The 24064-nt window shown below is 39.9% G+C and carries 17 protein-coding genes; 5 read left to right on the top strand and 12 right to left on the bottom strand.

The features are described from left to right. Positions 1-127 precede the first annotated feature (127 nt). Positions 128-1369 carry a flavodoxin-dependent (E)-4-hydroxy-3-methylbut-2-enyl-diphosphate synthase gene (gene ispG, locus PVV63_RS02625; RefSeq protein WP_273790506.1) on the bottom strand — a complete coding sequence of 414 codons (1242 nt, stop codon included), beginning with the start codon at positions 1367-1369 and terminating at the stop codon, positions 128-130. Positions 1370-1993: 624 nt separating this feature from the next. Between ispG and PVV63_RS02630 the strand changes: the two genes are divergently transcribed. After that, on the top strand, positions 1994-2278 hold the full coding sequence (locus PVV63_RS02630; RefSeq protein ID WP_273790507.1) for a hypothetical protein: 285 nt from the start codon (positions 1994-1996) through the stop codon (positions 2276-2278). 2048 nt (positions 2279-4326) lie between these two features. Here the strand turns inward: PVV63_RS02630 and PVV63_RS02635 are convergent. The 7 genes from PVV63_RS02635 to atpH form a co-directional block, all read right to left on the bottom strand. After that, positions 4327-5334, bottom strand: coding sequence for an HlyD family secretion protein (locus tag PVV63_RS02635; RefSeq protein ID WP_273790508.1), 1008 nt, complete (start codon positions 5332-5334; stop codon positions 4327-4329). Positions 5335-5365: 31 nt separating this feature from the next. Then, positions 5366-6994, bottom strand: coding sequence for an MFS transporter (locus tag PVV63_RS02640; protein ID WP_273790509.1), 1629 nt, complete (start codon positions 6992-6994; stop codon positions 5366-5368). A 23-nt stretch (positions 6995-7017) separates the two neighbouring features. Further along, entirely contained in the window at positions 7018-7434 is a 417-nt protein-coding gene (gene atpC, locus PVV63_RS02645) for an ATP synthase F1 subunit epsilon (RefSeq protein WP_273790510.1), read from the bottom strand. Positions 7435-7542: 108 nt separating this feature from the next. Further along, complete coding sequence (gene atpD, locus PVV63_RS02650) at positions 7543-9168, bottom strand: F0F1 ATP synthase subunit beta (RefSeq protein ID WP_273790511.1); 1626 nt, start codon at positions 9166-9168, stop codon at positions 7543-7545. Between the two features lie 19 nt (positions 9169-9187). Beyond that, positions 9188-10099 (bottom strand): F0F1 ATP synthase subunit gamma, encoded by a 912-nt coding sequence (locus PVV63_RS02655; protein ID WP_273790512.1) that lies wholly within the window; start codon positions 10097-10099, stop codon positions 9188-9190. Between the two features lie 20 nt (positions 10100-10119). Continuing rightward, on the bottom strand, positions 10120-11655 hold the full coding sequence (gene atpA / locus PVV63_RS02660; RefSeq protein WP_273790513.1) for a F0F1 ATP synthase subunit alpha: 1536 nt from the start codon (positions 11653-11655) through the stop codon (positions 10120-10122). Further along, positions 11655-12236 carry an ATP synthase F1 subunit delta gene (atpH, locus tag PVV63_RS02665; protein WP_273790514.1) on the bottom strand — a complete coding sequence of 194 codons (582 nt, stop codon included), beginning with the start codon at positions 12234-12236 and terminating at the stop codon, positions 11655-11657. The genes atpA and atpH overlap by 1 nt, the downstream gene beginning before the upstream one ends. A gap of 997 nt (positions 12237-13233) precedes the next feature. Between atpH and PVV63_RS02670 the strand changes: the two genes are divergently transcribed. After that, on the top strand, positions 13234-13374 hold the full coding sequence (locus PVV63_RS02670) for a hypothetical protein (RefSeq protein ID WP_273790515.1): 141 nt from the start codon (positions 13234-13236) through the stop codon (positions 13372-13374). Positions 13375-14204: 830 nt separating this feature from the next. Here the strand turns inward: PVV63_RS02670 and PVV63_RS02675 are convergent. Next, a complete protein-coding gene (locus PVV63_RS02675) occupies positions 14205-16400 on the bottom strand; it encodes a primosomal protein N' (RefSeq protein ID WP_273790516.1) in 2196 nt (731 codons plus the stop codon). Between the two features lie 1151 nt (positions 16401-17551). Here PVV63_RS02675 and fsa point away from each other — a divergent pair. Further along, positions 17552-18205 carry a fructose-6-phosphate aldolase gene (fsa, locus tag PVV63_RS02680; RefSeq protein ID WP_273790517.1) on the top strand — a complete coding sequence of 218 codons (654 nt, stop codon included), beginning with the start codon at positions 17552-17554 and terminating at the stop codon, positions 18203-18205. Here the strand turns inward: fsa and lptE are convergent. Both lptE and leuS read right to left on the bottom strand, forming a co-directional pair. Continuing rightward, positions 18202-18810: an LPS assembly lipoprotein LptE gene (lptE, locus tag PVV63_RS02685; RefSeq protein ID WP_273790518.1), complete on the bottom strand. Its 609-nt coding sequence runs from the start codon at positions 18808-18810 to the stop codon at positions 18202-18204. The genes fsa and lptE overlap by 4 nt on opposite strands. Then, entirely contained in the window at positions 18797-21439 is a 2643-nt protein-coding gene (gene leuS, locus PVV63_RS02690) for a leucine--tRNA ligase (RefSeq protein ID WP_273790519.1), read from the bottom strand. The genes lptE and leuS overlap by 14 nt, the downstream gene beginning before the upstream one ends. A gap of 165 nt (positions 21440-21604) precedes the next feature. Between leuS and PVV63_RS02695 the strand changes: the two genes are divergently transcribed. Next, positions 21605-22294: a YggS family pyridoxal phosphate-dependent enzyme gene (locus tag PVV63_RS02695; RefSeq protein WP_273790520.1), complete on the top strand. Its 690-nt coding sequence runs from the start codon at positions 21605-21607 to the stop codon at positions 22292-22294. 131 nt (positions 22295-22425) lie between these two features. On the opposite strand, the gene PVV63_RS02700 is transcribed toward PVV63_RS02695, so the two are convergent. Further along, entirely contained in the window at positions 22426-22713 is a 288-nt protein-coding gene (locus tag PVV63_RS02700) for a hypothetical protein (protein WP_273790521.1), read from the bottom strand. Positions 22714-23492: 779 nt separating this feature from the next. Between PVV63_RS02700 and PVV63_RS02705 the strand changes: the two genes are divergently transcribed. Further along, on the top strand, positions 23493-23663 hold the full coding sequence (locus PVV63_RS02705) for a hypothetical protein (RefSeq protein WP_273790522.1): 171 nt from the start codon (positions 23493-23495) through the stop codon (positions 23661-23663). The last annotated feature ends 401 nt before the right edge of the window (positions 23664-24064 follow it).

A 24064-nucleotide genomic window follows, 5' to 3' on the forward strand; every position in this document is an offset into this window, starting at 1 on the left:
AATAAGCAACCAACAACAGTATTGACCATAGCTAAAGCAGCATACAACAGCACCCTCTTCACATTGAAGACAGCTTGTTTTAAAAAACGACACACCATTTTTACTTCAACCTTATGCGATTTTTACCTCAACCTTGCCCAAAGCGTGTATGAATATAATCACTCAAAAGCGCTTCAAATTCTTCAGCAATGTGATCACCCCGCAAAGTTTTTACCTTTTGTCCCTCAATGAAAACAGGTGCCGCAGGACTTTCCCCCACTCCAGGCAAAGAGATTCCAATATCCGCATGCTTTGACTCCCCCGGTCCATTGACGATACATCCCATCACAGCAACCTTCAAGCTTTCAACGCCAGGGTATTTTTCACGCCAAATAGGCATATTTTTGTATAAATCTGCTTCAATTTTTTGCGCCAATTGTTGAAAGACCGTTGAGGTTGTGCGCCCACAACCAGGACAAGCCGCAACAACAGGCAAAAATTGCCGAAACCCCATCACTTGCAAAAGTTCTTGCCCCACCTTTACTTCTCGTGTCCGATCACCACCAGGTTTTGGCGTTAAGGAAATTCGTATCGTATCGCCAATCCCTTGCTGTAATAAAATGCCCAAAGCCACCGAAGAAGCAACAACGCCCTTTGTTCCCATCCCAGCTTCCGTTAATCCCAAATGAAGAGCATAATCACAACGCGCCGCTAAGGTGGTATAAACAGCAATAAGATCTTGGACGTCACTCACTTTAGCAGAAAGAATAATTTTATCACGTCCCAACCCCATCTCTTCAGCGCAAAGAGCCGATTGCAGAGCAGACTGCACAACAGTTTCCCGCATCACTTCAGCAACCGATAAAGGATTTTCTTGCTGTGCATTTTCATCCATAAGCCGTGTTAACAATGCATTATCAAGAGAGCCCCAATTCACGCCAATGCGAATAGGTTTATGATACCGACAAGCAATCTCAATAATTTCTGCAAATTGACGATCTTTTTTTGCGCCAAAACCAACATTTCCAGGATTGATGCGATATTTTGCAAGCGCCTCAGCACACGCAGGATGCTCAGATAAAAGCTTATGACCAATATAATGAAAATCCCCAACCAATGGTACAAAAAATCCTAACCTCTCCAATCGCTCCCGTATTTTTGGTACAGCAGCCGCCGCTTCATCGCGATCAACAGTAATTCGAACCAATTGTGAACCAGCTTGCCAAAGAGCAGCCACTTGAGCAACAGTTGCATCAACATCAGCGGTATCTGTATTGGTCATTGACTGTACAACTATCGGGCTCTGCCCCCCAATGATCACATCACCAACAGCAACACCAACAGATCGACGACGCTCAAGTGGTTTAGATAAAAAATAGGTCGTATTCATCAAGTCCTCAAATTTTTAAAACCTGCGCTATCAATCATTACTTACATTGACTTCCTCCGCGCTTCAAAGGACGAAAATTACACCGCCCACCAATCTTAACAGATTGCTCTCAAAAGGTTCTACCTACTAACACTGATGCAATTCAACTCATAGGTGGATTCATTCTATAGACGCACCGGATAAGTTCTACTACTTCTGTTCAAGTTTATACTTCTACACTTGGTTGATTCAAAAAGAAACTGAAACCAAACAGAGACAATACTGTATTTTTAGTTGCATGCCGATACCTTACATCAACGTCATCACAAAACAGTGTTTTACAACACAACAGATAACGCCTAACAAAACACCATTTTTAAAATGCATGAAAGACATCGCCCACCATCTTTATGATGAATCTTACACCATTTTGTAAAAATTTTTACCTTACATCCTTAACAAAAACCATCATGAAATGAACTCGGACACATTAAAAAATGCCTCATTAAACTCAAACTCTTAATTTTCATCTCACCCACGCGCGGCATTATCAATGCAACTTTTCAATTTTCAAGCCGTTATAGCAAAACCCCAAACACAATTCCAACTGTCACGCAACAATTTAACACATGAAGGAGTCAATAAATGTGTCTATTTTCACCCCATAGAAAAAATGCTAAAATTAAAAAACGTATAGCACAATTAAAAAGAGAGCTGGTCCCCGTAAATCATTGGAGTTTTCAAAATGATAGCTTTGAAAACATTTCTGAGCTGTTTAACACATGGAAACAAAAAGGCCGTCACGCACTTTATCACCTCAACGAACATGCTACAGAATTAAAGAAAAAAGCGAAAGAAAATCCTAAAAAAACCCTCGCATTAGCAGCAGGAATTGTTTTAGTAAGCTTCTTGCTAATCCGTAAACATTAATAACACAATCAATAACCTTCCCTTTTAATGCCCGATTCAAAGCGGGCATTTTTATGGTTTACAAAATATAAACTTTACGTCTTTCTCCTAACTTTACGCCCTCTCCCAAAAGGATAAGTTTTCCAGCCATCCAGCCAGTCTATAATCCAGCTTTTGTCTATCGGAAACCTATCAACGCATGCGATTCACATCACCACCCCTCAAAGGAAAACATTTCTAAAGGCAACAAACAAGCCCTACAACGAATGTGCTCCCCACACAAACACTTAACGCATCAAAAAGATGCCTGATACCACACCTAAAATGAGGATATTCACGGGACAATAAGATAACAACTCAAATATTCAATCCAAAACTTCCCCCAATTTCCCAGCCTTCCCAAAACTTCATTGTGTATATAGACTAAAAATAAAGAATTAATACTGGAAAAGCTTACACTTTTACTCTATACGCCCCCGATTGTCATTTTAATTGGGGAAAGGGGAGGATATTTTGATATTGAAAACCCACACTCCTCTCACTACCAGGTATTTTTTATAAAAAATACCTTTAGACAAAAGAAATGTTTCTCAACAACAATCATTGCATTTTCCTTTGAATTTCACACGAGCGTATTTGCAATAATTCTTCTATTTTTTCCAACTCATTTTGCCAAAATATAGAACAGATTAAACAAGAAAAACAACAGCTTGCACATTTTAAAAATCCACTCGATGAAATAAAAAAACGACATGGTTTCTTAAATAAAACATCCGCAGCTCTTCAAAGAACATTCAAAAAGCAAAAGAGTCATGGCCTCCATCGCTCTAATTTTAGTCACTTTCAAAAATTGACAGGTATCAGCAGCAGCAAAAATACTGAAAAGAGGAAAGAAAAATTCTTATACTAAAGAGCCATTAAAAAACGCAAAATCAAAAGCCGCAGTTGATATTTTTGATGAACAAAAAGCCAAAACACAACATAGAACAAGCTATTTACGAAAAAGCGCGTGAAAAACAAAAAAACCATAAAACAGCTTATTGATCAACTTAAAAGTCCTAAAGATACTGATCAAATTCAGCCCATTCAAACACTCTACGCAGCCCTACAGATTCACGAATACGAGTTCTACAAATGAAAGCCTCGGCAATAACCCAACAAGGAAAAGAAGAATGTGAAGCGAAAGAATTTAGAAAACGACACAAAGATTATACCCAACCACTCTATAGTCATTAAACTAAAAAAATTGTGAAAACGTACGAGTAGCTGATCATGAACTTGCCATAGAACGTCAGAAAAAAGCTGAAGAGGAAGCTAAACGAAAAGCCGAATATGAAAATGGGAAGCTGAAGCTGAAAAACGGAGAGCTGAAAGTGAAGTTAGAGGACGAGCTAAACTTTAAGAATTACAGTGAACATAACAAGAGAGTATTCGTAAAATGTTTGGAACTGAAAAACAAAAAGAAAACGAAGGCATATTGACCTAGATAGATAACGATTTAGTCCCTTACAAAGACAAATAGACAACACCATTACACATCTTTCATCGGCTATATCTGCTCCGGTAACTACATTTTATACGCTCTATAGTGTGTCCCCATAAAGTACAATATTATGTATAAGCGTTTTTTAGCTAGATTATTGCGACAGTTTTCAAACTTAGCATCATTGTTATACACACAATACAGATTGATAATAACAACACATCTGTCAGAGATAGATTTTTCAATGATCTGCCTCACATCATGCAAATATCACATAAAGAGTACACTCAGATAAAAAGAAGAGCCTCCTTTCCACACCTCAAAAGATGATGTTGCTAGAAACGACAGGCAAAGCTTCCAATACTCCATCCCCCCCTACTGAGTTATTTCAAAAGAAATGGAAGTGAGTAAAGATGCATGCGCTTTAATATTCTAAGGCACATTATTTTACATCATGAAATAGAATAATAAGAAGCTTAAGAGCTTTAAAAGATGTAGTATAGCAAACCAAACGAAATCTTCTAACGTGAATATCCATTTGCTATAAGTAAATGACGCAAAAATTAAACTGAAAAAACCCAAAATTTTATCCTCCAGAATCGACTCGCTGCGAAGTATCTACATAGGTAACCACGGACATGCCAGGAATGAGTTTTTCAATCCCTTCCTGTCCAGGATCTAAAGCAATCCGTACTGAAATACGTTGCGCAATTTTGATAAAATTACCAATTGTCGTATCCGTTTTTAACAATGAAAACTCTGAGCCTGTAGCAGGTGCAAAACGAACCACACGCCCTGTTAACTTTTTGTTGTTCAATGCATCAACAGAAAAAACAACCGGTTGTCCCACACGCATCTGAGAAAGTTGCGTTTCCTTATAATTAGCAATAATCCAAATATCATCAGAAATAACAGAGACCAATTGTGTCCCCGGCATAACATATTGCCCTACCCGCGCTCCAACTAATCCAATATAGCCTGTTCGAGGAGATAAAATCTTTGTATGATCGAGATTAAGTTTTGCCAACTCAACACTCACCTTCGCTCCAGAAATTTCTGACTGTAAACTTTGCCGTTCAAGATCCAATTGTTTTTGCAATTGGCGTTTTGTTTCGAGAGCTGTCAAGAGTTGTGAAAGAGGACGAGAAACAGAACTTGCCGCATCACCAAAACCTAACTTTTTACTATCTGGAACAACATTTGAAAATGCTCGTGAACGCGCCAACTCCACCTCTGCTGTATTAATCTCGCCCTGCAAAAGCTGTGCTTGTAATTCAATACTTGCCAGTTTTGCATTTTTTGAATCGAGAACAGCCTGTGCCCGTGCAAGCTGCTGGCGAAAAAGAGAATCATCGAGCTCAAAGAGCAGCATTCCCTTTTCAACGCGTTGATAATCTTGCACATAAATCCGTGCAATCACCCCAGAGATCTGTGAACTAACCAGAGTAACATTGCCCTTAATGGAAGCATTATCGGTTATTTGAATGTTACTCACAAAAGGAGGAAGTCTCCAAGCCCACAAAATCAGCAAAACACCCGTAATACCCGATAGGAATGCAACAATCGTAGCTTTTGACCGTAATGTTTTTATCATTTTTTTGCACCCCTCTTTCTATGACATTACTCTACTTTTCTAATGCGCGCAAAGAGCATGACTTAACAATCATTGTGACAAGAAAAATAACGAATACAACCATTGAAATATAAAAATAAAGCCGAAAAACGTCATCATAAGCAAAAATATTTGCTGTTAACTTAAATTTCTCTATCAACATAGAAGTACCTTGCTCACTTCTCAAGCCATTGGGAACAGAAATACCATAAGAAGGCGAAAATAAAGTATTCATCTCACCAGAAATAAGTGGATCAGTAATAATAATATTTTGTGTTAAGGACTCAAAGTTCTTATGGGCAAAATAAAACTGTAGGCTGCCAAAAAAAGCCGACCCCATCAATCCCCCTGTCACTTGCGTTAACAAAAAAACAGCAATAAAACTTAAAACGTAACGCGGTCCTCGCTCACCAGCGATCACAAACCCTTTGAAAAGAGCAGGAGGCAAAAAAAGTGCATAACTAAAACTCACCAACCCTTGGCTCAACATCATATCTTTCGGACGCGTTAAATAGTTTACATGACTGTCTAAATAAGCTCCCAACGCCAAACAACCTAAAGATAACAAATAAAAATAATCCTCACGCCCCGCCCGTAAAAAAAAGACACAAACAGCCCCCCCTAACAGAATCCCTAATGTCACCGCAAGATACATGGGCGCCATCTCACGATTGAGCAAACCAAAAAGATTAAAAAAACCTACGGGCAAATTTGACCGCTCCAATAAAAAAACATGAAAGATCAATAAAATAAAAACAGATTGGATCATTTCTTTACTGAAAATCCAACGTAAATCAATCAACGGTTTTTCTCTATTAAGCTCAATAATAATAGCAATAGCCAACGAGAAAATAGCAAGTGCGAGCCCCCAACCAATCCATGGTGCTTCATACCACCAATACAATATGCCAACAGACATGATCACAGCATTTAATCCAAGACCAAGAGCAATCAAACCATAGCTTATCCAATCTAATTTTTGAATAACCTTACTACGCACAACAGGAGTAAGAGGCAAAGTATAGATACAGACCAAGCTGATAAGAACCAACCCCATTTCCAGAGCGGAAAGACTGGAAAAACCACCATTTTCCAGCAAATCAGGAGAAATCAAACGTGATAAAGGTGCCGCTAAAGCCGCATTCATATAATTCAAACTAAGACCAATAGTAAACTTCTTTGCTGGAGCAAAAGCCTCCATCATATAAAGCAGCGCAAGCGAAGCCAAAGGAGCAGCAGCAATCCCAGCAAAAAAGCGAATAATCAATGCAGAACGCAAATCCGTAACAAAGAGCTGCAACACGCAAACCAAAACAAAGCCAAGAATTGATAATTCAGCAAAAGCGCGTAGCCCAAATTGATAGCGGATTTTGATCAACATAATCGCTACACTCACATTTGGCGCCATATAGGCCGCTACCAGCCATGTCGTCTCGGCCAAAGTTGCATGAAAATCACCCGTAAGATGAACAATATTAGACTGAACAATATTAGCCCCTAAACCATAAGCCCATTGCAAAATAAGAGAAGCCAAAATATAAACAAAGCACTTTGGCAAAGGTCCCGCAAAGACACGACCAGGACGAGGAAAGGGTTTTGCGCTCCTTTTAGCAGACACAACCGTACTCTTTTTTCCGCTCATGTCACCTTTTCCTGTATACTCTGCTACGCTTCTATCAATACAGCACCATCAGCTGACAACTGCTGGAAAAAAGACTCTATTTTATGATTGTCCTCATCACTTGTCCCTCCTTCTAACGTCGCTTGAATCTGCAAAATCTGCTGTTCTAATGCATCAAAAGAAAGATTCTCTACAGCCACAACGTGCTCTACCAATAAAGAGCAGCCCGAAAAGGTAATATTTGCAACGCCCCCGCATACAGCAAATAATTTTTCACCCAAAGAGGTGCGAACACGAACACTACCCAACACAATACTTGCCACCAATGGCGCATGATGCGCCATAACTGTCAAATAACCTGAGGCTGAAGGAAGAACAACAGACACTACCTGCTCTGAAAACACAATTTTTTCAGGCGATACAAGCTCAAATAAAAAATGCTCTTCTCTATTGTTTTCCACAAAAATCTCCACAATACCCGATATAAGGACTCTCTGTTTTCTTCAACGATGCGTCCTTTTTAACGAAAAATACCCATGACAGTTTTTTCTTGAATAAGAAGCTTCTTACTAAGAAGCCTCTGCCATGAGACGCTTTCCTTTTTCAAGTGCTTCATCAATCGAACCAACCATATAAAAAGCAGCTTCTGGCAAATCATCATAATCGCCAGCACAAAGACCTTTAAAGCCTTTGATTGTCTCTTCTAAAGGAACGAGTTTCCCCGGCGAACCAGTAAAGGCTTCCGCAACATGGAAAGGTTGTGAAAGGAAACGTTCAATTTTACGCGCCCGCCCCACCAGCAACTTGTCATCTTCAGAAAGTTCATCCATTCCAAGAATAGCAATAATATCCTGAAGCGCTCTATAACGTTGTAAAATGGTTTGTACTTGACAAGCAACTGTGTAATGCTCTTCCCCCACAATCAATGGATCCAACATACGTGAAAAAGAGTCAAGCGGATCAACCGCCGGATAAATTCCCTTTTCCGCAATAGAGCGCGAAAGCACAGTTGTTGCATCCAAATGAGCAAAAGACGCTGCAGGCGCCGGATCCGTCAAGTCATCTGCCGGAACATAAATTGCCTGAACGGAAGTAATAGAGCCTGTTTTTGTACTGGTAATACGTTCTTGCAACGCCCCCATATCCGTTGCCAAGGTAGGCTGATACCCAACAGCAGAAGGAATACGCCCTAAAAGAGCAGATACCTCAGCTCCTGCTTGCGTGAAACGGAAAATATTATCCACAAAGAAGAGAACATCTTGTCCTTCATCACGGAAACTTTCTGCAATTGTCAATCCTGAAAGAGCCACACGCGCACGTGCTCCTGGTGGTTCATTCATTTGCCCGTAAACAAGGGCACACTTTGACCCTTCCGTTGAACCATTATTCTCTTTTGGATTCACATTCACGCGGCTTTCGATCATTTCATAATAAAGATCATTTCCTTCACGTGTACGTTCTCCCACACCAGCAAATACAGAATAGCCACCATGTGCCTTTGCAATATTGTTTATAAGCTCCATAATGAGAACGGTTTTTCCAACACCAGCACCACCAAACAAGCCAATTTTACCCCCTTTAGAATAAGGGGCTAACAAATCCACGACTTTAATACCGGTGACGAGAATTTCCGAAACAGTCGATTGCTCAACATATTCAGGTGCCTCTTGGTGAATAGAACGTGTTTTGGTTGAAGCGATTGGTCCCACATTATCCACCGGTTCCCCAATCACATTCATAATACGTCCCAACGTTGCTTCTCCTACAGGAACGCTAATTTGTGTGCCTGTATCCACAACCTTTTGGCCCCGCATCAAACCATCAGTCGTATCCATAGCAATCGTACGCACGGTATTTTCACCCAAATGCTGCGCAACTTCTAATACCAAGCGATTACCTAAATTCTCTGTTTCCAAAGCGTTGAGAATATTTGGCAATGCACCTTCAAATTGCACATCAACGACAGCACCAATAATCTGCTTGATTTCACCAACAGCGCCTTTTGCACGCTCTTCTTTTTTTGCGGATGTATCTTTTTTTACAGGTGTATCTTTAGCTGCATCACGCGCAGGTACAGAGGAAGCCTTTACATCCACTTGAGATTTCGAAGCGGCTTTTTTCACGCTGGAACGAGCAGCTGGTTTCTTTTTTTCACCTTTTTCTGTTCCTTTGCTTGAGGTTACTGCTTTTACCATCAATCCTTACCTTCTCCATTTAAAGCGCTTCAGCGCCCGCAATAATTTCGATCAATTCTGTCGTAATCTGTGCTTGACGTTGACGATTATAAGCCACCGTCAATTTACTAATCATTTCACCCGCATTGCGCGATGCATTATCCATAGCTGTCATCTTGGCGCCCATCTCACCAGCAACATTTTCCAGCAAAGCCCGAAAGATTTGCACCGAAAGATTACGTGGTACAAGGGCCTCTAAAAGAGACGCAGCATCAGGTTCATATTCATAAACAATCGATTGTGAACCTGTGTTATGATCGGTTTGCTCCACAACATCTATTGCCCCAACAGCTGCTTTTGGAGCAACCATTGGAATCAAATCCAAAGCTGTTGGACGCTGATTAATTACGGAAACAAATTCAGAATAAAACAGCGTACAGACATCGAAAGCGCCTTCATTGAATAAATCAACAATCCGTTGACTAATCATCACTGCCTCTGCAAAACCAATTCGCTTTACAGCATGCAAATCGATATGGTCAATTATCAAGCCTTTGTAATCACGCGATAAAATATCCGCGCCCTTTTTACCCACAGTGATAATTTTTACTATTTTATCAGCCGCCAACAATGCCTTAATCTGTTCACGTGCACGACGAGCAATTTGCACATTAAAAGCACCACACAAACCGCGCTCAGCAGTACACACCACCAAAAGATGCACATCATCGCGCCCCGTACCACGCATAAGAGCAGGCGCATCAACACCATCTACATCAGCAGCAACACTGGTCAAAATATCAGCCATTTTCTTCGCATAAGGGCGTGCAGACTGCGCTGCCTCTTGAGCACGATGCAACCTTGCCGCTGCAACCATTTGCATAGCTTTGGTAATCTTTTGTGTTGCTTTAACCGAAGCGATACGGTCTCTAAGATCTTTTAGTGAAGCCATTCAAGCATTCCATCAATTCATCACGAGAAATTTTTCGCATAAGTATCAAGAACAGTTATCAACTTATCTTTCAGCTCATCTGTTATTTGCTTTTGCTCAGCAATTGCCTTTAAGAGATCTTGATAATCACTACGCAAAAGCACCAAAAGTCCCTGCTCAAACCGCGCAACATCAGAAACCGCCAAAGCATCAAGATAGCCATTCACACCCGCGAAAATAACCACCACCTGTTCTTCTGTTTTGAGTGGAGAAAATTGCGGCTGCTTCAACAACTCTGTCAAGCGCGCACCCCGATTTAACAAACGCTGGGTTGACGCATCCAAATCAGAGCCAAACTGCGCAAAAGCTGCCATTTCACGATATTGCGCCAATTCACCTTTAATCGAGCCAGCAACTTGCTTCATCGCCTTAATTTGTGCAGCAGAACCAACACGCGATACAGAAAGACCAACATTTACAGCAGGACGAATTCCTTGATAAAACAAATTAGTCTCTAGAAAAATTTGTCCATCAGTAATCGAAATCACATTTGTAGGAATATAGGCAGAAACATCATTTGCTTGCGTTTCAATAACTGGCAAAGCTGTCAACGACCCAGATCCATTTTCCGCATTCAACTTTGCAGCCCGCTCTAAAAGACGAGAATGCAGATAGAAAACATCTCCCGGATAAGCTTCACGACCTGGAGGACGACGCAATAAAAGAGACATCTGACGATACGCTACCGCCTGTTTTGACAAGTCATCATAACCGATCAAAGCATGTTGCCCATTATCACGGAAATACTCACCCATAGCACATCCAGCAAGAGGTGCAATAAATTGCAGTGGTGCTGGATCAGAAGCAGTCGCTGCAACAATAATAGAATATTCCAGCGCTCCACGTTCTTCTAAAACTTTAACGAATTGTGCCACCGTCGAACGTTTTTGACCGATAGCCACATAAATACAATAAACTTTATCTTGCTCTCGTCCAGCCCCTTTTTCATGAAAAGGTTTTTGGTTTAAAAATGTATCGAGCAAAATTGCTGTTTTTCCTGTTTGGCGATCACCAATCACCAATTCACGCTGCCCCCGTCCAATAGGGATGAGTGCGTCAATCGCTTTCAATCCGGTCGACATCGGTTCATGGACAGACTGACGCGGAATAATTCCAGGAGCCTTAACATCGACACGACGACGCTCTGTTGCTTTAATGGGCCCCTTACCATCTATAGGGTTTCCCAACGCATCAACCACACGCCCAAGCAAAGCGGGGCCCACAGGAACATCGACGATAGCGCCTAACCGCTTTACACAATCACCTTCACGAATATCACGATCTGAGCCAAAAATGACCACACCAACATTATCAACTTCCAAATTGAGTGCCATACCGCGCACACCGTTTGGAAAGGCGACCATTTCCCCTGCTTGGACATTATCCAAACCATAAACGCGAGCAATACCATCTCCCACAGAGAGAACCCAACCAATTTCTGAAACCTCAGCCTTTTGGTCAAAGTTTTTGATTTGCTCTTTTAGAATTTTTGAAATTTCAGATGGTCTAATATCCATCAGCTGACCTCTTTTTTCAATGCAAGCTTAAGCGAAGACAATTTTGTGAGAAGAGACGTATCAATTTGAGACGACCCCACACGAACGATTAATCCACCAAGAATTGTTGGATCCACAATGATGTGCAGCAAGACTTTTCCTCCAACAACACCTTCCAAAGCCTCACACAACTCTTGTCTTTGTTGAGAACTTAAGGGGCGCGCAGAAACAATTTGCGCAGTAACCTGCCTACGAGCGCGTGCAACACAACGCTGGAAAGCATGTAAAATACCAAATACGGCACTAAGCCTACGGTTTATTACAATAACGCGTAAAAAATTACCAATGACCTGCCCTGCGTTTTTATCAGCAAATTTGATGTTTGCACAAACAGATTGCATCACCTTAATTTGCTCTTTAACTGAAAAGAATGGACTAAGCACAAAGAATTTTAAATCCTTATTCTCCAAAACAAGCAAAAGATCCTCTACTGCCTTTTCAACCTTTTCGACGTTTCCGGCTTCTTGAACGCAATCAAAAAGCGCTTGCGCATAGCGTTGATCTACCAACGGCAGCGGTATGAGAGAAAATGAATCCGACACGAAATACCGCCTCTTTCCCTTGAGCGACTCTCTGATAGTTATCAGATGAAATGAAACAGACATTCTCAATCTTAAGAATCTTCTTCTTAAAACCTAGAACAAAAATCACTTGGTTTCTAGCATAGACATAGCCGACTCGCAACACCACAAATCGCTGCTTTTTAAAAATTTTAATAAAATATTCAAAATATTTTTGAAAAGCATTTTTTTAGATATACAGGATGGCATCACAGTTTTTTTATGCCTCTTTTTGACATTCTCTGAGCGATTTTTTCACTCTCTTTGATTTTTCTTCAAACGCTCTTGTCACCAAACGCTCTTGTCACCATAACAAAACATTCCCTTTATCACCACAAAACCTTTAACGAAAGACGACGGCGACTGAAAAAGTCTATTATTTCAAACTGATAAGAAAGAAAAAACAATGAATATCCTCCTAAAAATTAAAGAAAAAATTGATCTTTTTTCTTCAAACACCCACTCCTTTTAAAAAATTTTACCAAGTAATATTTTCTTGTAAGCACACTCTTTTAATATACAAAACATTGATTTATAATGATAATATATCATTTTCCATACCGGATGAGCTTCAAATATCGAAAGATTCTCTCTTTTCAAATTTTTTTATCAAAATCACTCCCTTGCTTCATCACAAACAAAAAAGGAAATGATTAAAGAAAACAACACCTCTTATAAACGCTCTCAAGTACTAAGAGTTTTCGTAATACTCAAAGCTAAATAATAAATGGCGCCATTTTATACCTTTATGAAATAAAGATGGGGAGCCTTAACGTGGTTTTTTCATTCATGAAAGCTTTGATATTCTACACTCGAAAAACATCGTAAAATGAATTCGAGTATGCTGAGAAACATTTGCTTAAACAAGCATATGAATGTAGTAATACAATAGATGTTCTGTAATATTCCGCTTTGGGCGTTCTGCTTTACATGAAAAATGTGCCCCGTTAAAGAACGAAAGTAATAAAAGCATGAAACAATGGATAATCTCCATTTCACGACAACGCCTATGAATGCTATAATGGTAACCCCATTGAGCAGCCCCATCTTTACACTTATGAAAGAACAAGCCGGCACCATCACACACTTTGCCATCTCCCAATTTTACGACAGCCCTTAATTCTTGAGATGATTAGGTATTTTGGTCCTCTCTTGTATAGTTTTACGCGACACAGGCTCCCCCATCTGTAACATGCAAACGAATGGTTTTGATTGATCAATATAAATAGATTTTAAATAAGAGAATCCTACGATAGTTGAGGCTATAATATGAATAACGGCATATTATCACTATAAATCAATATTTATTATTTATAAAAATTATTATTATGGATGCTTTTGAAAATTCTAGAGCCGAATGAATAAGGATGACAACGATGAATGCTCATTTTGACCTTCACGCTCCAAAATGAGTCCGTGTTCTCGTCAAAGATAAATAAAATAGATATATGCAATATTCTCGCCCTAATCTAGCATACAAACGCAGGTACGACTCGTACAGCGCTGATACATCTTATGAACGCTGCTTCATAAGGCTTTAAGGTCAAATAACATCAAAAACACGTCCCTCATTAAGCCCACATAGCGTCACTTTATATGGCACTATATTGCACTGATTTAGAAAAAGCATAGATCAATATCAATTTGAACGCGAATAGAATTGGGTATTTTGGGTGTACAGCTAAGCATTTTCAGCCCTTATAAAAAGAATCCGCCTATCAAAAAGATACTGTCCCTCATACAAAAAAGGAGTAAAAGCCGAAATGATAGTGCCCTCGAAGAAGAGAGGCGCTTCTGCTGGTTCTATAACAAAGATATTTTTTCCCGTAGCTCTACTTAATGCAATGGACATGTATCATATTTTGCTGCTTGGATGCTTATTCTGAATAATATAAGAGTTCAAGTAAAGCATCTTAAGCAAAGAGACCTTCACTTTATGCGATACTGGTTTTAGAAAAAACTTTGCGGATCAATATCAATTTGAACCCGAACGGAACTGGGCATTTTGGGTGTACCGCTAAGCATTGCACGTATAAACCCTTGTATATCAAAAGAACGCTGTCCTTGCAGCAAAAGCCGAAAACGATAACGCCCCCGAACCAAAGCCAAAGGCGCTTCTGCTGGTCCCATAACCGAGATATTTTTTTCCCGTGGCGCTGCCTGACGCAATGCGCGCGCATAATGTTCTGCTGCTTGGCGCTGTTGTGCAGAGATAATCAAAGAGGCAAGCCGCCCATAGGGGGGCAAATGATAATGCTGACGCGCTGCAATCTCACGTGTGTAAAAATCTTCTGGCTGGCATGCAAGTAAGGCTTTGATAACCGGATGATCTGGTTGATAAGTTTGCAATAATCCTAAACTTTTCAATCCCACACGCCCTGCTCTTCCGGTAACTTGAGAAAGCAGCTGATAGGTACGTTCACTTGCGCGTAAATCGCCATTGGCAAGACCAAGATCAGCATCAATAACGCCAACCAGAGAGAGCTTGGGAAAATGATGTCCTTTAGCGACTAACTGTGTTCCAATAATAATGTCCACATCGCCATTTGCAATGGCTTGTAATTCGCTTCGCAACTTCCCAATCCCTCCTTTGAGATCTGTTGAAAGGATCAATGATCGCGCTTGAGGAAAAAGCATTTGTGTTTCTTCGGCAATTCTTTCCACACCCGGTCCACAAGCCACGAGATGATCTAATGTCCCACATTCAGGACAGGCTTGAGGAAGTGGTTCATGATATCCACAATGATGACATTTCAGTTGCCCTTGCGCACGATGTTCGACCAACCAACTTGAACAATCGGTACAATGAAAACGATGTCCGCAAATTCGGCATAAAGTTAAAGGTGCATAACCACGACGATTAAGAAAAAGAAGAGCTTGTTCGCCCTTATCAAGCGTTTGTTTTAAAGCCCTTTCAAGAGCAAAGGAAATAAAGCGCCCCTTTTGCACCCCTCCTTGGCGCATATCAACCACCCGCAACTGTGGAAGTGCAGCTTCTTTAAAACGGGAAGGTAAATGCACCTTTTGATAACGCCCTTTTAAAACATTGGCTTGGCTTTCAATCGACGGTGTGGCTGAAGATAAAATAACAGGAAAATGCTCAAAAGAGCCCCGTGCAACAGCCATATCACGCGCATGATAAAAAATGCGCTCTTCTTGTTTATAAGCGCTATCGTGCTCTTCATCGACAACAATCAAGCCAAGCTCATGAAAGGGAAGAAAAAGCGCCGAACGAGCCCCCGCAACGACACGCACCCGCCCTTCTGCAACTTGTCGCCAGACGCGTTCTCTACGACGTGGCGTCAAATCAGAATGCCATTCTGCTGCCGCAGCGCCAAAACGTGCATAAAAACGATCTAAAAACTGCTGTGTTAAAGCAATTTCCGGCAATAAAATTAAAACCTGCTTGCCCTCTTTAAAGGCTTGAGAAACCGCTTCAAAATAAACCTCTGTCTTTCCTGAACCCGTAACACCATCAAGCAAAAAAACTTGAAACTGAGAAGATAAAACACCTTCCCGCAATAATGTTGCTGCTTCACTTTGCGCTCCCTGCAACTGAGGGGGACAAAAATCAGGATCAGGCATTGCCACAAGATCAGGAGCAGGAACCTTAACATCTTCAAAAATTCCTAGCGCTTTTAAACCTTCAACAACAGAAACCGAAGTTCCAGCCGCATGTGCCAGACCAGAACGTGTCCATATCTTCTCATTACGCACCAATTCCAAAACCCGTGATCGCGCTGGTGTGAGACGTTCTACATTTCCACCACAATATCGCAAACCCAGCATCTGCGCTTCCGGCTCTAAAGCAGCCGGTACCGACAAAACCAATCGTGCTACAAGACCAAAAGGTGCCATTGTATAGCGACTAACAAAACGCAAAAATGTGATCATTTCTGCTTTTAATGGGGGGCAATCAAAAACATGAAGCAGAAAGCGTAATTTTTCACGCGCCACCGAAGCAGACTTGTGCCCATCGGCTGTCTGCTCTCCAACATCTACAACAAAACCGCAAAGCTCACGCCCCATCAACGGAACCCGAACAAAGGAACCAACGTTCACCTCCATAGAAGATGGAACTTTATAACTATAAGCGTGAGCAACAGGAAGAGGAACCAATACGGATACAATCTTTTCCTCTATCATGCTTGAATTCATCTTGTAAACCAATCTACGACCTATTGAGCATCAACAAGTCTACACCTTATCTTTAAACACTCTTATAAAATTCATTGCAGGATTCAATCCCCCCCGATCACAACACTTTTCTAACAAAAATTCTTTTTAACACGCATTCCCTCACCAAAGTGCCAATATAAAGAACCAATCTCATCGTCTATAACAAAAAACTCTATAGCAAAAAAACAGCACTATTCTTCTGTGTAAATAAAACGCATCACTATTAAGCATTCAACATGCTATCGGTTAAGTGCATCCTTCAACAAAGCGATCCCATAGTATGACCTCTTCCCAACGCACACGTTTATTTTTTTACCGCCTCATATCTCAATTTATCTTCAATAAACTGATTTATAAAGATATAATCATTATTTTACCTATTGTAATAAAAACCCTCAATACGATGATTTTTTTTCATTTCAAACCCATCGAGGAACATTTGTAAATCCTTATTGATGAAAAAGTATCCCATGATTTTAATTATAAGGAGAATAATATTGCAAATGGAGCCGTTACAATATTCACCTTGGCTTTGTGCCAAAAAGTGAAAACACGTGTATACATCTTTCAGCTTGATTGAAAATCAAGCAACAATACAAGCAGCACAAAAGCGTATTTTTGAAGAATGGGGAAAACAGAATAAATCAATGTAATTGACCATAAAAAAAACCCTTCATGCGTAAAATTTTACAGGCGTTCTTCAACAGTGTTTTACGACAAAATAAATCCATCCGCTTTCATCAAAAATAAAGTTAAACATACCCCCTAAAAAAGGAAGGTATCTTATGATGCACTCTCAAATATCAAGAGCAATCGCAAATAGGAAATGAGCAAAGTGTTTGATAATGCTAGCTTATTTCCATAAATATAAAAACACCGCTACGCAAAGATGCCAATACGCAAAAATGTTGGTACGCAATGAATTCTATGCCTTATCACGAGCAACACTATGAAATGGGTGTGGAAACGATAAATCATATTTCTTTACCGAAAACGGATACATGATTAACACCATAGCATTCTTGTTCTTTACACAGATATTAATTCTTTCTCTTGCTTTTGCAGTCAACAATAGCGCATAACAAAAAATAGGATAAAGCTAAAAAAAGAGGTTAGAGATGAAATTTTTTGTGGATAGCGCCAATATTGAAGAAATTCAAGAGTTACAGAATTTAAGCCTTGTTGATGGTGTTACCACCAATCCCTCTCTTATCCTAAAATCAGGACGCAATATTCTTGATGTTACAAAAGAAATTTGTGCTCTCGTTAGCGGACCTGTTTCTGCTGAAGTTGCAGCAACGGAATTTGAAAGCATCATGAAAGAAGCAGCTGTTTTAGCAAAGGTTGCCGACAATATTTGTATCAAGCTTCCTTTAACACTCGATGGATTAAAAGCCTGTAAAGCCCTCACAGCAGCAGGACTAAAAACAAATCTCACACTTTGTTTTTCTGCCAATCAAGCCTTATTAGCCGCCAAAGCAGGCGCAACATTCGTTTCACCTTTTATTGGTAGACTTGATGATTGTGGAAATGATGGAAGTGAACTGCTTCATGAAATTCGCACAATTTATGATAACTATAACTTTGAAACACAAATCTTGGCCGCTTCAATCCGCACCGTTAATCATGTCAAAGAAGCAGCACTAAGCGGTGCTGACGTTGCAACAGTTCCACCAGCAATCTTAAAAGCACTAGTCAAACATCCTCTCACCGACAAAGGGTTGCAAATATTCCTCGACGACTGGAAAAAAACAGGACAAAATATTGCTTAATGTCTAGAAATTTTATTGGAAAGATCTTTTGAAAGTAACAAAAAGATCTGTTCAGCCAACTCTTCCGCAACACGTTTTTTTGCATCTTCTTCTGCTTGCAGCGTTGCATATTCTTGACGAAGTTGCTCAAAAGATGCATTCATCATTGCTGTTCCTTTTGCAACAAGAGTATTTTTCATATCCTGCAAAGTATAAGAAGCTCTGCTCATAACAGTTCCAACAGAAGGTCGTCCCTTTCTCTTTTTCTCGAAATCAACCTCTATCTGCATAGATTCTCTTGTAAAGACGGATATCTGTAATGCCAATTGATAAGCAGGTAGAGAAGGTTTAGCACCATTTCCATACAAAAGAAAAAGCAGATGATTGCGCACCATTTGACCAAAACGATCCGAAGGTTCTTCCACAACAATAGAAGCAAGCTTTTGCGCTAACCCCAAAGAAGCTTGTCCAGAAGGATGTCCAGAAGCAGGATTCCCATAAGAAGCAGAATCCATTGTCATTGCACTCTGCAACTCTTGACGGTAAAGCGGTTCAACTTTGCATCCACACAACAGTGTGAATACACCAGCTAAAATGACAAGAATAGAACTTCTAAAAAACGACATTCACAATCCTTTGTGGAACAACAATGATTTTTTTCACAGGCTTTTCAACCAGCTGCGCCTTTACAAAATCTAACGCCAAAACCGCTTCTTTAATCATCACCTCATCAGCAGTTGCTGCAACGCTCACCTCACCGCGTTTTTTACCATTAATTTGTACTGGCAAAGTATAGCATTCCGCAACGGTTAACGCACGATCATAAACAGGCCAAGCAAGCGCAGACATTAAAGTTTTTCCTCCTAAAGCAGCATGACATTCTTCTGCTAAATGGGGCATCATGGGTGCAATCATGGCAAGAAAAAAATCCATAGCTTGACGTAAAGAAGCTTTCATTTCATCGTCAACACTTTCTATCCTATTTAACAACGGTGCCATAATATTCAAGAATTCATAAAGGCGTGCAATAGCCCGATTAAAAGCGAATTTTTCCAAATCATCTTCTACAGCGCAAAGCGTGCGATGTGCGACCTTTGAGAGTTCCAAAGCCGCCCCCTGATGCCCTGCACAAGGTGCCACATCCTTTAAAATAGAAGCACTCACAGCCACATGGCGCCAAACACGCTGTACAAAGCGATGTGCACCTTCAACACCAGATTCTGTCCAAATGACATCCCGCTCGGGAGGAGAATCTGACAACACAAACCAACGCACAGTATCAGCGCCATAAGATGCAATAATATCATCAGGATCAACGACATTCTTTTTTGATTTTGACATTTTCTCAATCAAACCAATCGTCACTTCACTTTGATCGGTTAATTTATAAGCACACCGCTTTCCATCTTTTTCAACAATCGAAATTTCTGCTGGAGAAACCCACCCTTGATCATCCCGATAGGTTTCATGCACCACCATCCCTTGGGTAAAAAGCCCCTTAAAAGGCTCATCTACCGTCACATGACCGACCAATTTCATAGCACGCATAAAAAAGCGCGCATAAAGAAGATGCAAAATGGCATGCTCAATTCCACCAATATATTGTTGCACAGGCAACCATTCAGCTGTTGCTTGTTTGTCAACAGGTCCCTGCGCAAAAGGAGCCGTAAAGCGTGCATAATACCAAGAAGAGTCAACAAATGTGTCCATGGTATCGGTTTCGCGTTTGGCAGGTTGACCACAGGAAGGACAAGTAACATTCTGCCACCTTTCATGTCGTGCAAGAGGATTTCCTGGTTGATCAAAAGTAACATCATCAGGCAACACAACCGGTAAATTGGCACGTGGAACAGGAACAACCCCACAAGTTGTACAATGGATCATCGGAATGGGACACCCCCAATAACGTTGACGCGAAATCCCCCAATCACGCAAACGAAATTGCACTGTTTTCTTCCCTTGCGGTTGCCCATTGAGCATTTGTTTTTCAAGCTTTTTAGCAGCTTCTTCAAAAGCTTGTTGGGGTGTTAAACCATCCAAAAAACTGGAATTGATCATCACCCCATCACCCGTATAAGCTGTTTCAGTAATAACAAAATCTTCTGCTTGCTCTCCTTTTGGTAAAACCACCGGTTTTATTGGAAGATCATATTTACGCGCAAAATCGAAATCTCTCTGATCATGAGCCGGACAACCAAAAACAACCCCTGTTCCATAGTCCATAAGCACAAAATTCGCGATATAAACGGGAATATGTACTGTTGAATCGAAAGGATGAACAGCCAAAAGGGGCGTGAGAAACCCTTGTTTTTCAGCTGTTTCAAGTGCTGCTGTTGTCGTTCCACCACACCGACAATTTTCAATAAAAGCACTCAACGCTTTGTCTTTTTTTGCCAAAGCTTGTGCAATAGGATGATCAACAGACAGAGCCAAAAAGGAAGCGCCAAACAGTGTATCAGGACGCGTTGAATAACAAACAACCTCATCAAATTTCTCACAAACATCATCAGCATCACCCGCCGACTTTAAAGCCCAACGAATCAGCAAACCTTGTGATTTTCCAATCCAGTTTTTTTGCATGGTGCGAACTTTTTCCGGCCATTGGTTCAGCTCTTCAAGCCCTGCCAAGAGATCTTCACTAAAGTCGCTAATTTTGAAAAACCACTGCGTCAACTCACGTTGTTCCACCAACGCACCAGAACGCCATCCCCGCCCATCAACAACCTGTTCATTGGCCAAAACAGTATGATCAACAGGGTCCCAATTCACCTTAGCCACTTTACGTGCTACCAACCCCTTTTGATAGAAATCAAGGAACAACATTTGTTGGCGGTGGTAATATTCCACATCACAAGTTGCAAATTCACGCGCCCAATCGAGTGAGAGTCCTAATTGTTTTAATTGCCCGCGCATGACCGCAATATTTTGATAGGTCCAAGTTTTAGGATGCACTTTACTTTGCAGAGCAGCATTTTCAGCTGGCATACCAAAAGCATCCCACCCCATGGGATGAAGCACATTAAAACCCTTTGCCCTTTTATAGCGTGCCACCACATCCCCCATGGCATAATTGCGCACATGCCCCATGTGAATACGGCCAGAAGGATAAGGAAACATTTCTAAAACATAATATTTTTCACGAGCATCTTCTTGAAGAGTCTGAAAAATTTTCTTTTCATCCCAAATTTCTTGCCATTTTTTTTCTCTCGCACGTGGATTATAGCGTTCGCCTATATTATAATGTCCAATTGTCATTCCCATTATACTCTTTTAATAAAACAGAACCAAAAACTTGTTTTATTATGCTTGACCATGGATTAACCTCATCGTCAACATTTTCGTGAAATATTTCCCTAAGTATTTTATAAAACTTTAAAAAAAACGACCAACTCTTGAACAAAAAAGGTAAAGCACAAAAATATGAATACACAAACGCCCCTCGATGCCCCTTCCGTTGAAGCATGGCAAAACCTTCAAAAAGACATTGCAGCAATATGCCAAGAGCTACAACGCCCTGTAGAAGAAATTGAACTTATCGCTGTTTCAAAAACTGTTTCTGCTATTGATATACGACCCCTTTTGCAAGCAGGCCAATCTTTGTTTGCAGAAAACCGCGTACAAGAAGCAGCACAAAAATGGCCTGCTTTACGTCAACAATTTGAAAATATTAAACTTCATCTCATCGGTCCCCTACAATCAAATAAAACAGCAGAGGCGATCAAACTTTTTGATGTTATTCAAACGGTTGACCGTGAAAAAATAGCCAAAAGCTTAGCTGAAGAAATGGAAAAACAAAAAAGGCATCTTCCTTGCTATGTTCAGGTTAACATTGGCTTAGAACCGCAAAAAAGTGGTATCGCACCACAAGAAGCTACATCTTTTGTCAACCAATGCAAAAACAACTATGGACTTGATATCATCGGACTTATGGGCATTCCCCCTGTCGATGAAAACCCCGGCCCCTATTTCGCACTGTTAGCAAAATTAGCAAAACAAGCAGGTCTTCCAAAGCTTTCCATGGGCATGTCCAGTGACTTCAAAACCGCTCTACAGTTTGGCTCTAACGTCCTTCGCATTGGCTCTGCTTTATTTGGAAAACGTCCTGTGTAAATTCATTCCCCCTTCATATAATCTCCCTTGAAAATTCTACGAACAAGCCAAAAACAGCAGAAATGAGAAAAAATATTTCCTTCAATATCAATAAAAGAGCAATTCTAGCAAAAAAGATTCCAGTCCCTCTTTCATCCTGTTAGCAAAAGCTGGTTTCTCAAATCTCTCACCGGCACATCCACAACACGTACAATAGCTTCAAGATAGCATTGCAATTTGGCTCTCATATTCTCGCACATTGGCTCTACTTTACTCCCCTCTGACCGCCTCTCCAGCAAAAGCAATATAAAAAATAAATCCTTATATAAAGGCAAAATGATAAGAGGGGCGTTGCGCATGAATGAAAAAACTGTCGCGAAATAAATAATTACAAAAGAATATTGAATAAGATCATCGCAATGATTTCCATTGAAAATCATGAATTCTCTTAACTTCTCCAACACGCGTAAACAATTTCCCCACATGCCAATGGCATAAAGCAGACAAAAAGAGGCTTATGGTTACATAATACAGTAACAAAACTCTTTCATGTAAGTCACTTGAGCAAAATAAACATCTCAAATGCTCAATAGAGCACCAAGAACCGCGCTAAACAACATGATAGCAATCTATAAGGTCAACGATAGCATAGAGCCTTTCTATGCTCTACAAAGCGTAAAATACAGTCAATATCCGCCTGAAAAATAAAAGAACTAATCCCAAGCATATGCGCATAATACATGCACGCAAAACAATGGAAATGAGAACGATTTCAATAACGATATTCCTTTATCATTATTCCTTTGTCGATCTCGTAAACAAAGAGAAAAACTTCAACTTTTCATATGCCTAATTTTTCTAATTTTAAACTTTAATTAAGGAAAAACAGGGGATATTTCTTATATTTTAAAATATTGCAAATAATATTATTATCTTCTTAAGAAGAAGATTTCATGTATACATAGTATAGATATTATTTATACAGTATTTTTATTGTTATTTTTAAAATTTATATTTGACATTTTTCTAAAAATACATGATAGACATTTGAAATGTATCATTATGATACTACTTTTAATGTAGATAATTAAGGAGAATTAATATTTTTGGTTCATGCAGCACATTCGGTCATATAGCGACAAAGCCTTCTTTTGGTCATTCGCACAATTCAAGACCTACTCATGGAAATGCATGCAGTCCTAATGCTTTTCTTTCTCACATGAATGCACAAGGTTTTGACTATGCAGTTGCAGGAGGGATAACCGGAGCAGCATTGGGAGCTGCAACTGGTCCAGGTGCACTTATGGGTGGACTTACTGGTGCCACGACTGGTTTCTTCGGAGGTTTTGGTTTAAGGTTCGTACAGAAAGTTCATGAGTGTTGGTTCTAATTTTTAGAGAGCAACTATAAAGATATCTCTGAAGTTAATAATTTGTAATTATATTATAATTTGGATTGCGTGATGACAGATTTTACTCATAAAATTATTGAAACGCTTATAGCAACATTTTTTTTGGTTTAATATATCTTTTTTATTATAAGTTTATTTATTATAGTTGGAAAGATTCTCTAAAAAAATCATTATTAATAAGCTCAATATTATTTCTTGTTAGTCTTTTATTTAACTATATTGGTTTATATCAAATTTTGAGAAATATTTTATAATAGACATTTTTAAAATGTCTTAGTGTGTTTATAAAAAGCTCTATACCGCAATAGGTTTTGCTATATTTGAGTATCCTAAAAACATAGAATACCCTCTTTAATATCATCACATCAGATTTAAAAATT

Origin of the sequence: Bartonella sp. CM31XJBT (assembly GCF_028618555.1) — a bacterium.
In the GTDB taxonomy this organism is placed as follows: Bacteria; Pseudomonadota; Alphaproteobacteria; order Rhizobiales; family Rhizobiaceae; genus Bartonella.

Bases quoted from the DNA above. Each gene is read 5' to 3' on its own strand.
- ispG (WP_273790506.1), bottom strand. From the start codon at position 1,369: ATGAATACGACCTATTTTTTATCTAAACCACTTGAGCGTCGTCGATCT.
- PVV63_RS02630 (WP_273790507.1), top strand. From the start codon at position 1,994: ATGTGTCTATTTTCACCCCATAGAAAAAATGCTAAAATTAAAAAACGT.
- PVV63_RS02635 (WP_273790508.1), bottom strand. From the start codon at position 5,334: ATGATAAAAACATTACGGTCAAAAGCTACGATTGTTGCATTCCTATCG.
- PVV63_RS02640 (WP_273790509.1), bottom strand. From the start codon at position 6,994: ATGAGCGGAAAAAAGAGTACGGTTGTGTCTGCTAAAAGGAGCGCAAAA.
- atpD (WP_273790511.1), bottom strand. From the start codon at position 9,168: ATGGTAAAAGCAGTAACCTCAAGCAAAGGAACAGAAAAAGGTGAAAAA.
- PVV63_RS02655 (WP_273790512.1), bottom strand. From the start codon at position 10,099: ATGGCTTCACTAAAAGATCTTAGAGACCGTATCGCTTCGGTTAAAGCA.
- atpA (WP_273790513.1), bottom strand. From the start codon at position 11,655: ATGGATATTAGACCATCTGAAATTTCAAAAATTCTAAAAGAGCAAATC.
- PVV63_RS02670 (WP_273790515.1), top strand. From the start codon at position 13,234: ATGGATAATCTCCATTTCACGACAACGCCTATGAATGCTATAATGGTA.
- PVV63_RS02675 (WP_273790516.1), bottom strand. From the start codon at position 16,400: ATGATAGAGGAAAAGATTGTATCCGTATTGGTTCCTCTTCCTGTTGCT.
- fsa (WP_273790517.1), top strand. From the start codon at position 17,552: ATGAAATTTTTTGTGGATAGCGCCAATATTGAAGAAATTCAAGAGTTA.
- lptE (WP_273790518.1), bottom strand. From the start codon at position 18,810: ATGTCGTTTTTTAGAAGTTCTATTCTTGTCATTTTAGCTGGTGTATTC.
- leuS (WP_273790519.1), bottom strand. From the start codon at position 21,439: ATGACAATTGGACATTATAATATAGGCGAACGCTATAATCCACGTGCG.
- PVV63_RS02695 (WP_273790520.1), top strand. From the start codon at position 21,605: ATGAATACACAAACGCCCCTCGATGCCCCTTCCGTTGAAGCATGGCAA.
- PVV63_RS02700 (WP_273790521.1), bottom strand. From the start codon at position 22,713: ATGATTTTCAATGGAAATCATTGCGATGATCTTATTCAATATTCTTTT.
- PVV63_RS02705 (WP_273790522.1), top strand. From the start codon at position 23,493: ATGAATGCACAAGGTTTTGACTATGCAGTTGCAGGAGGGATAACCGGA.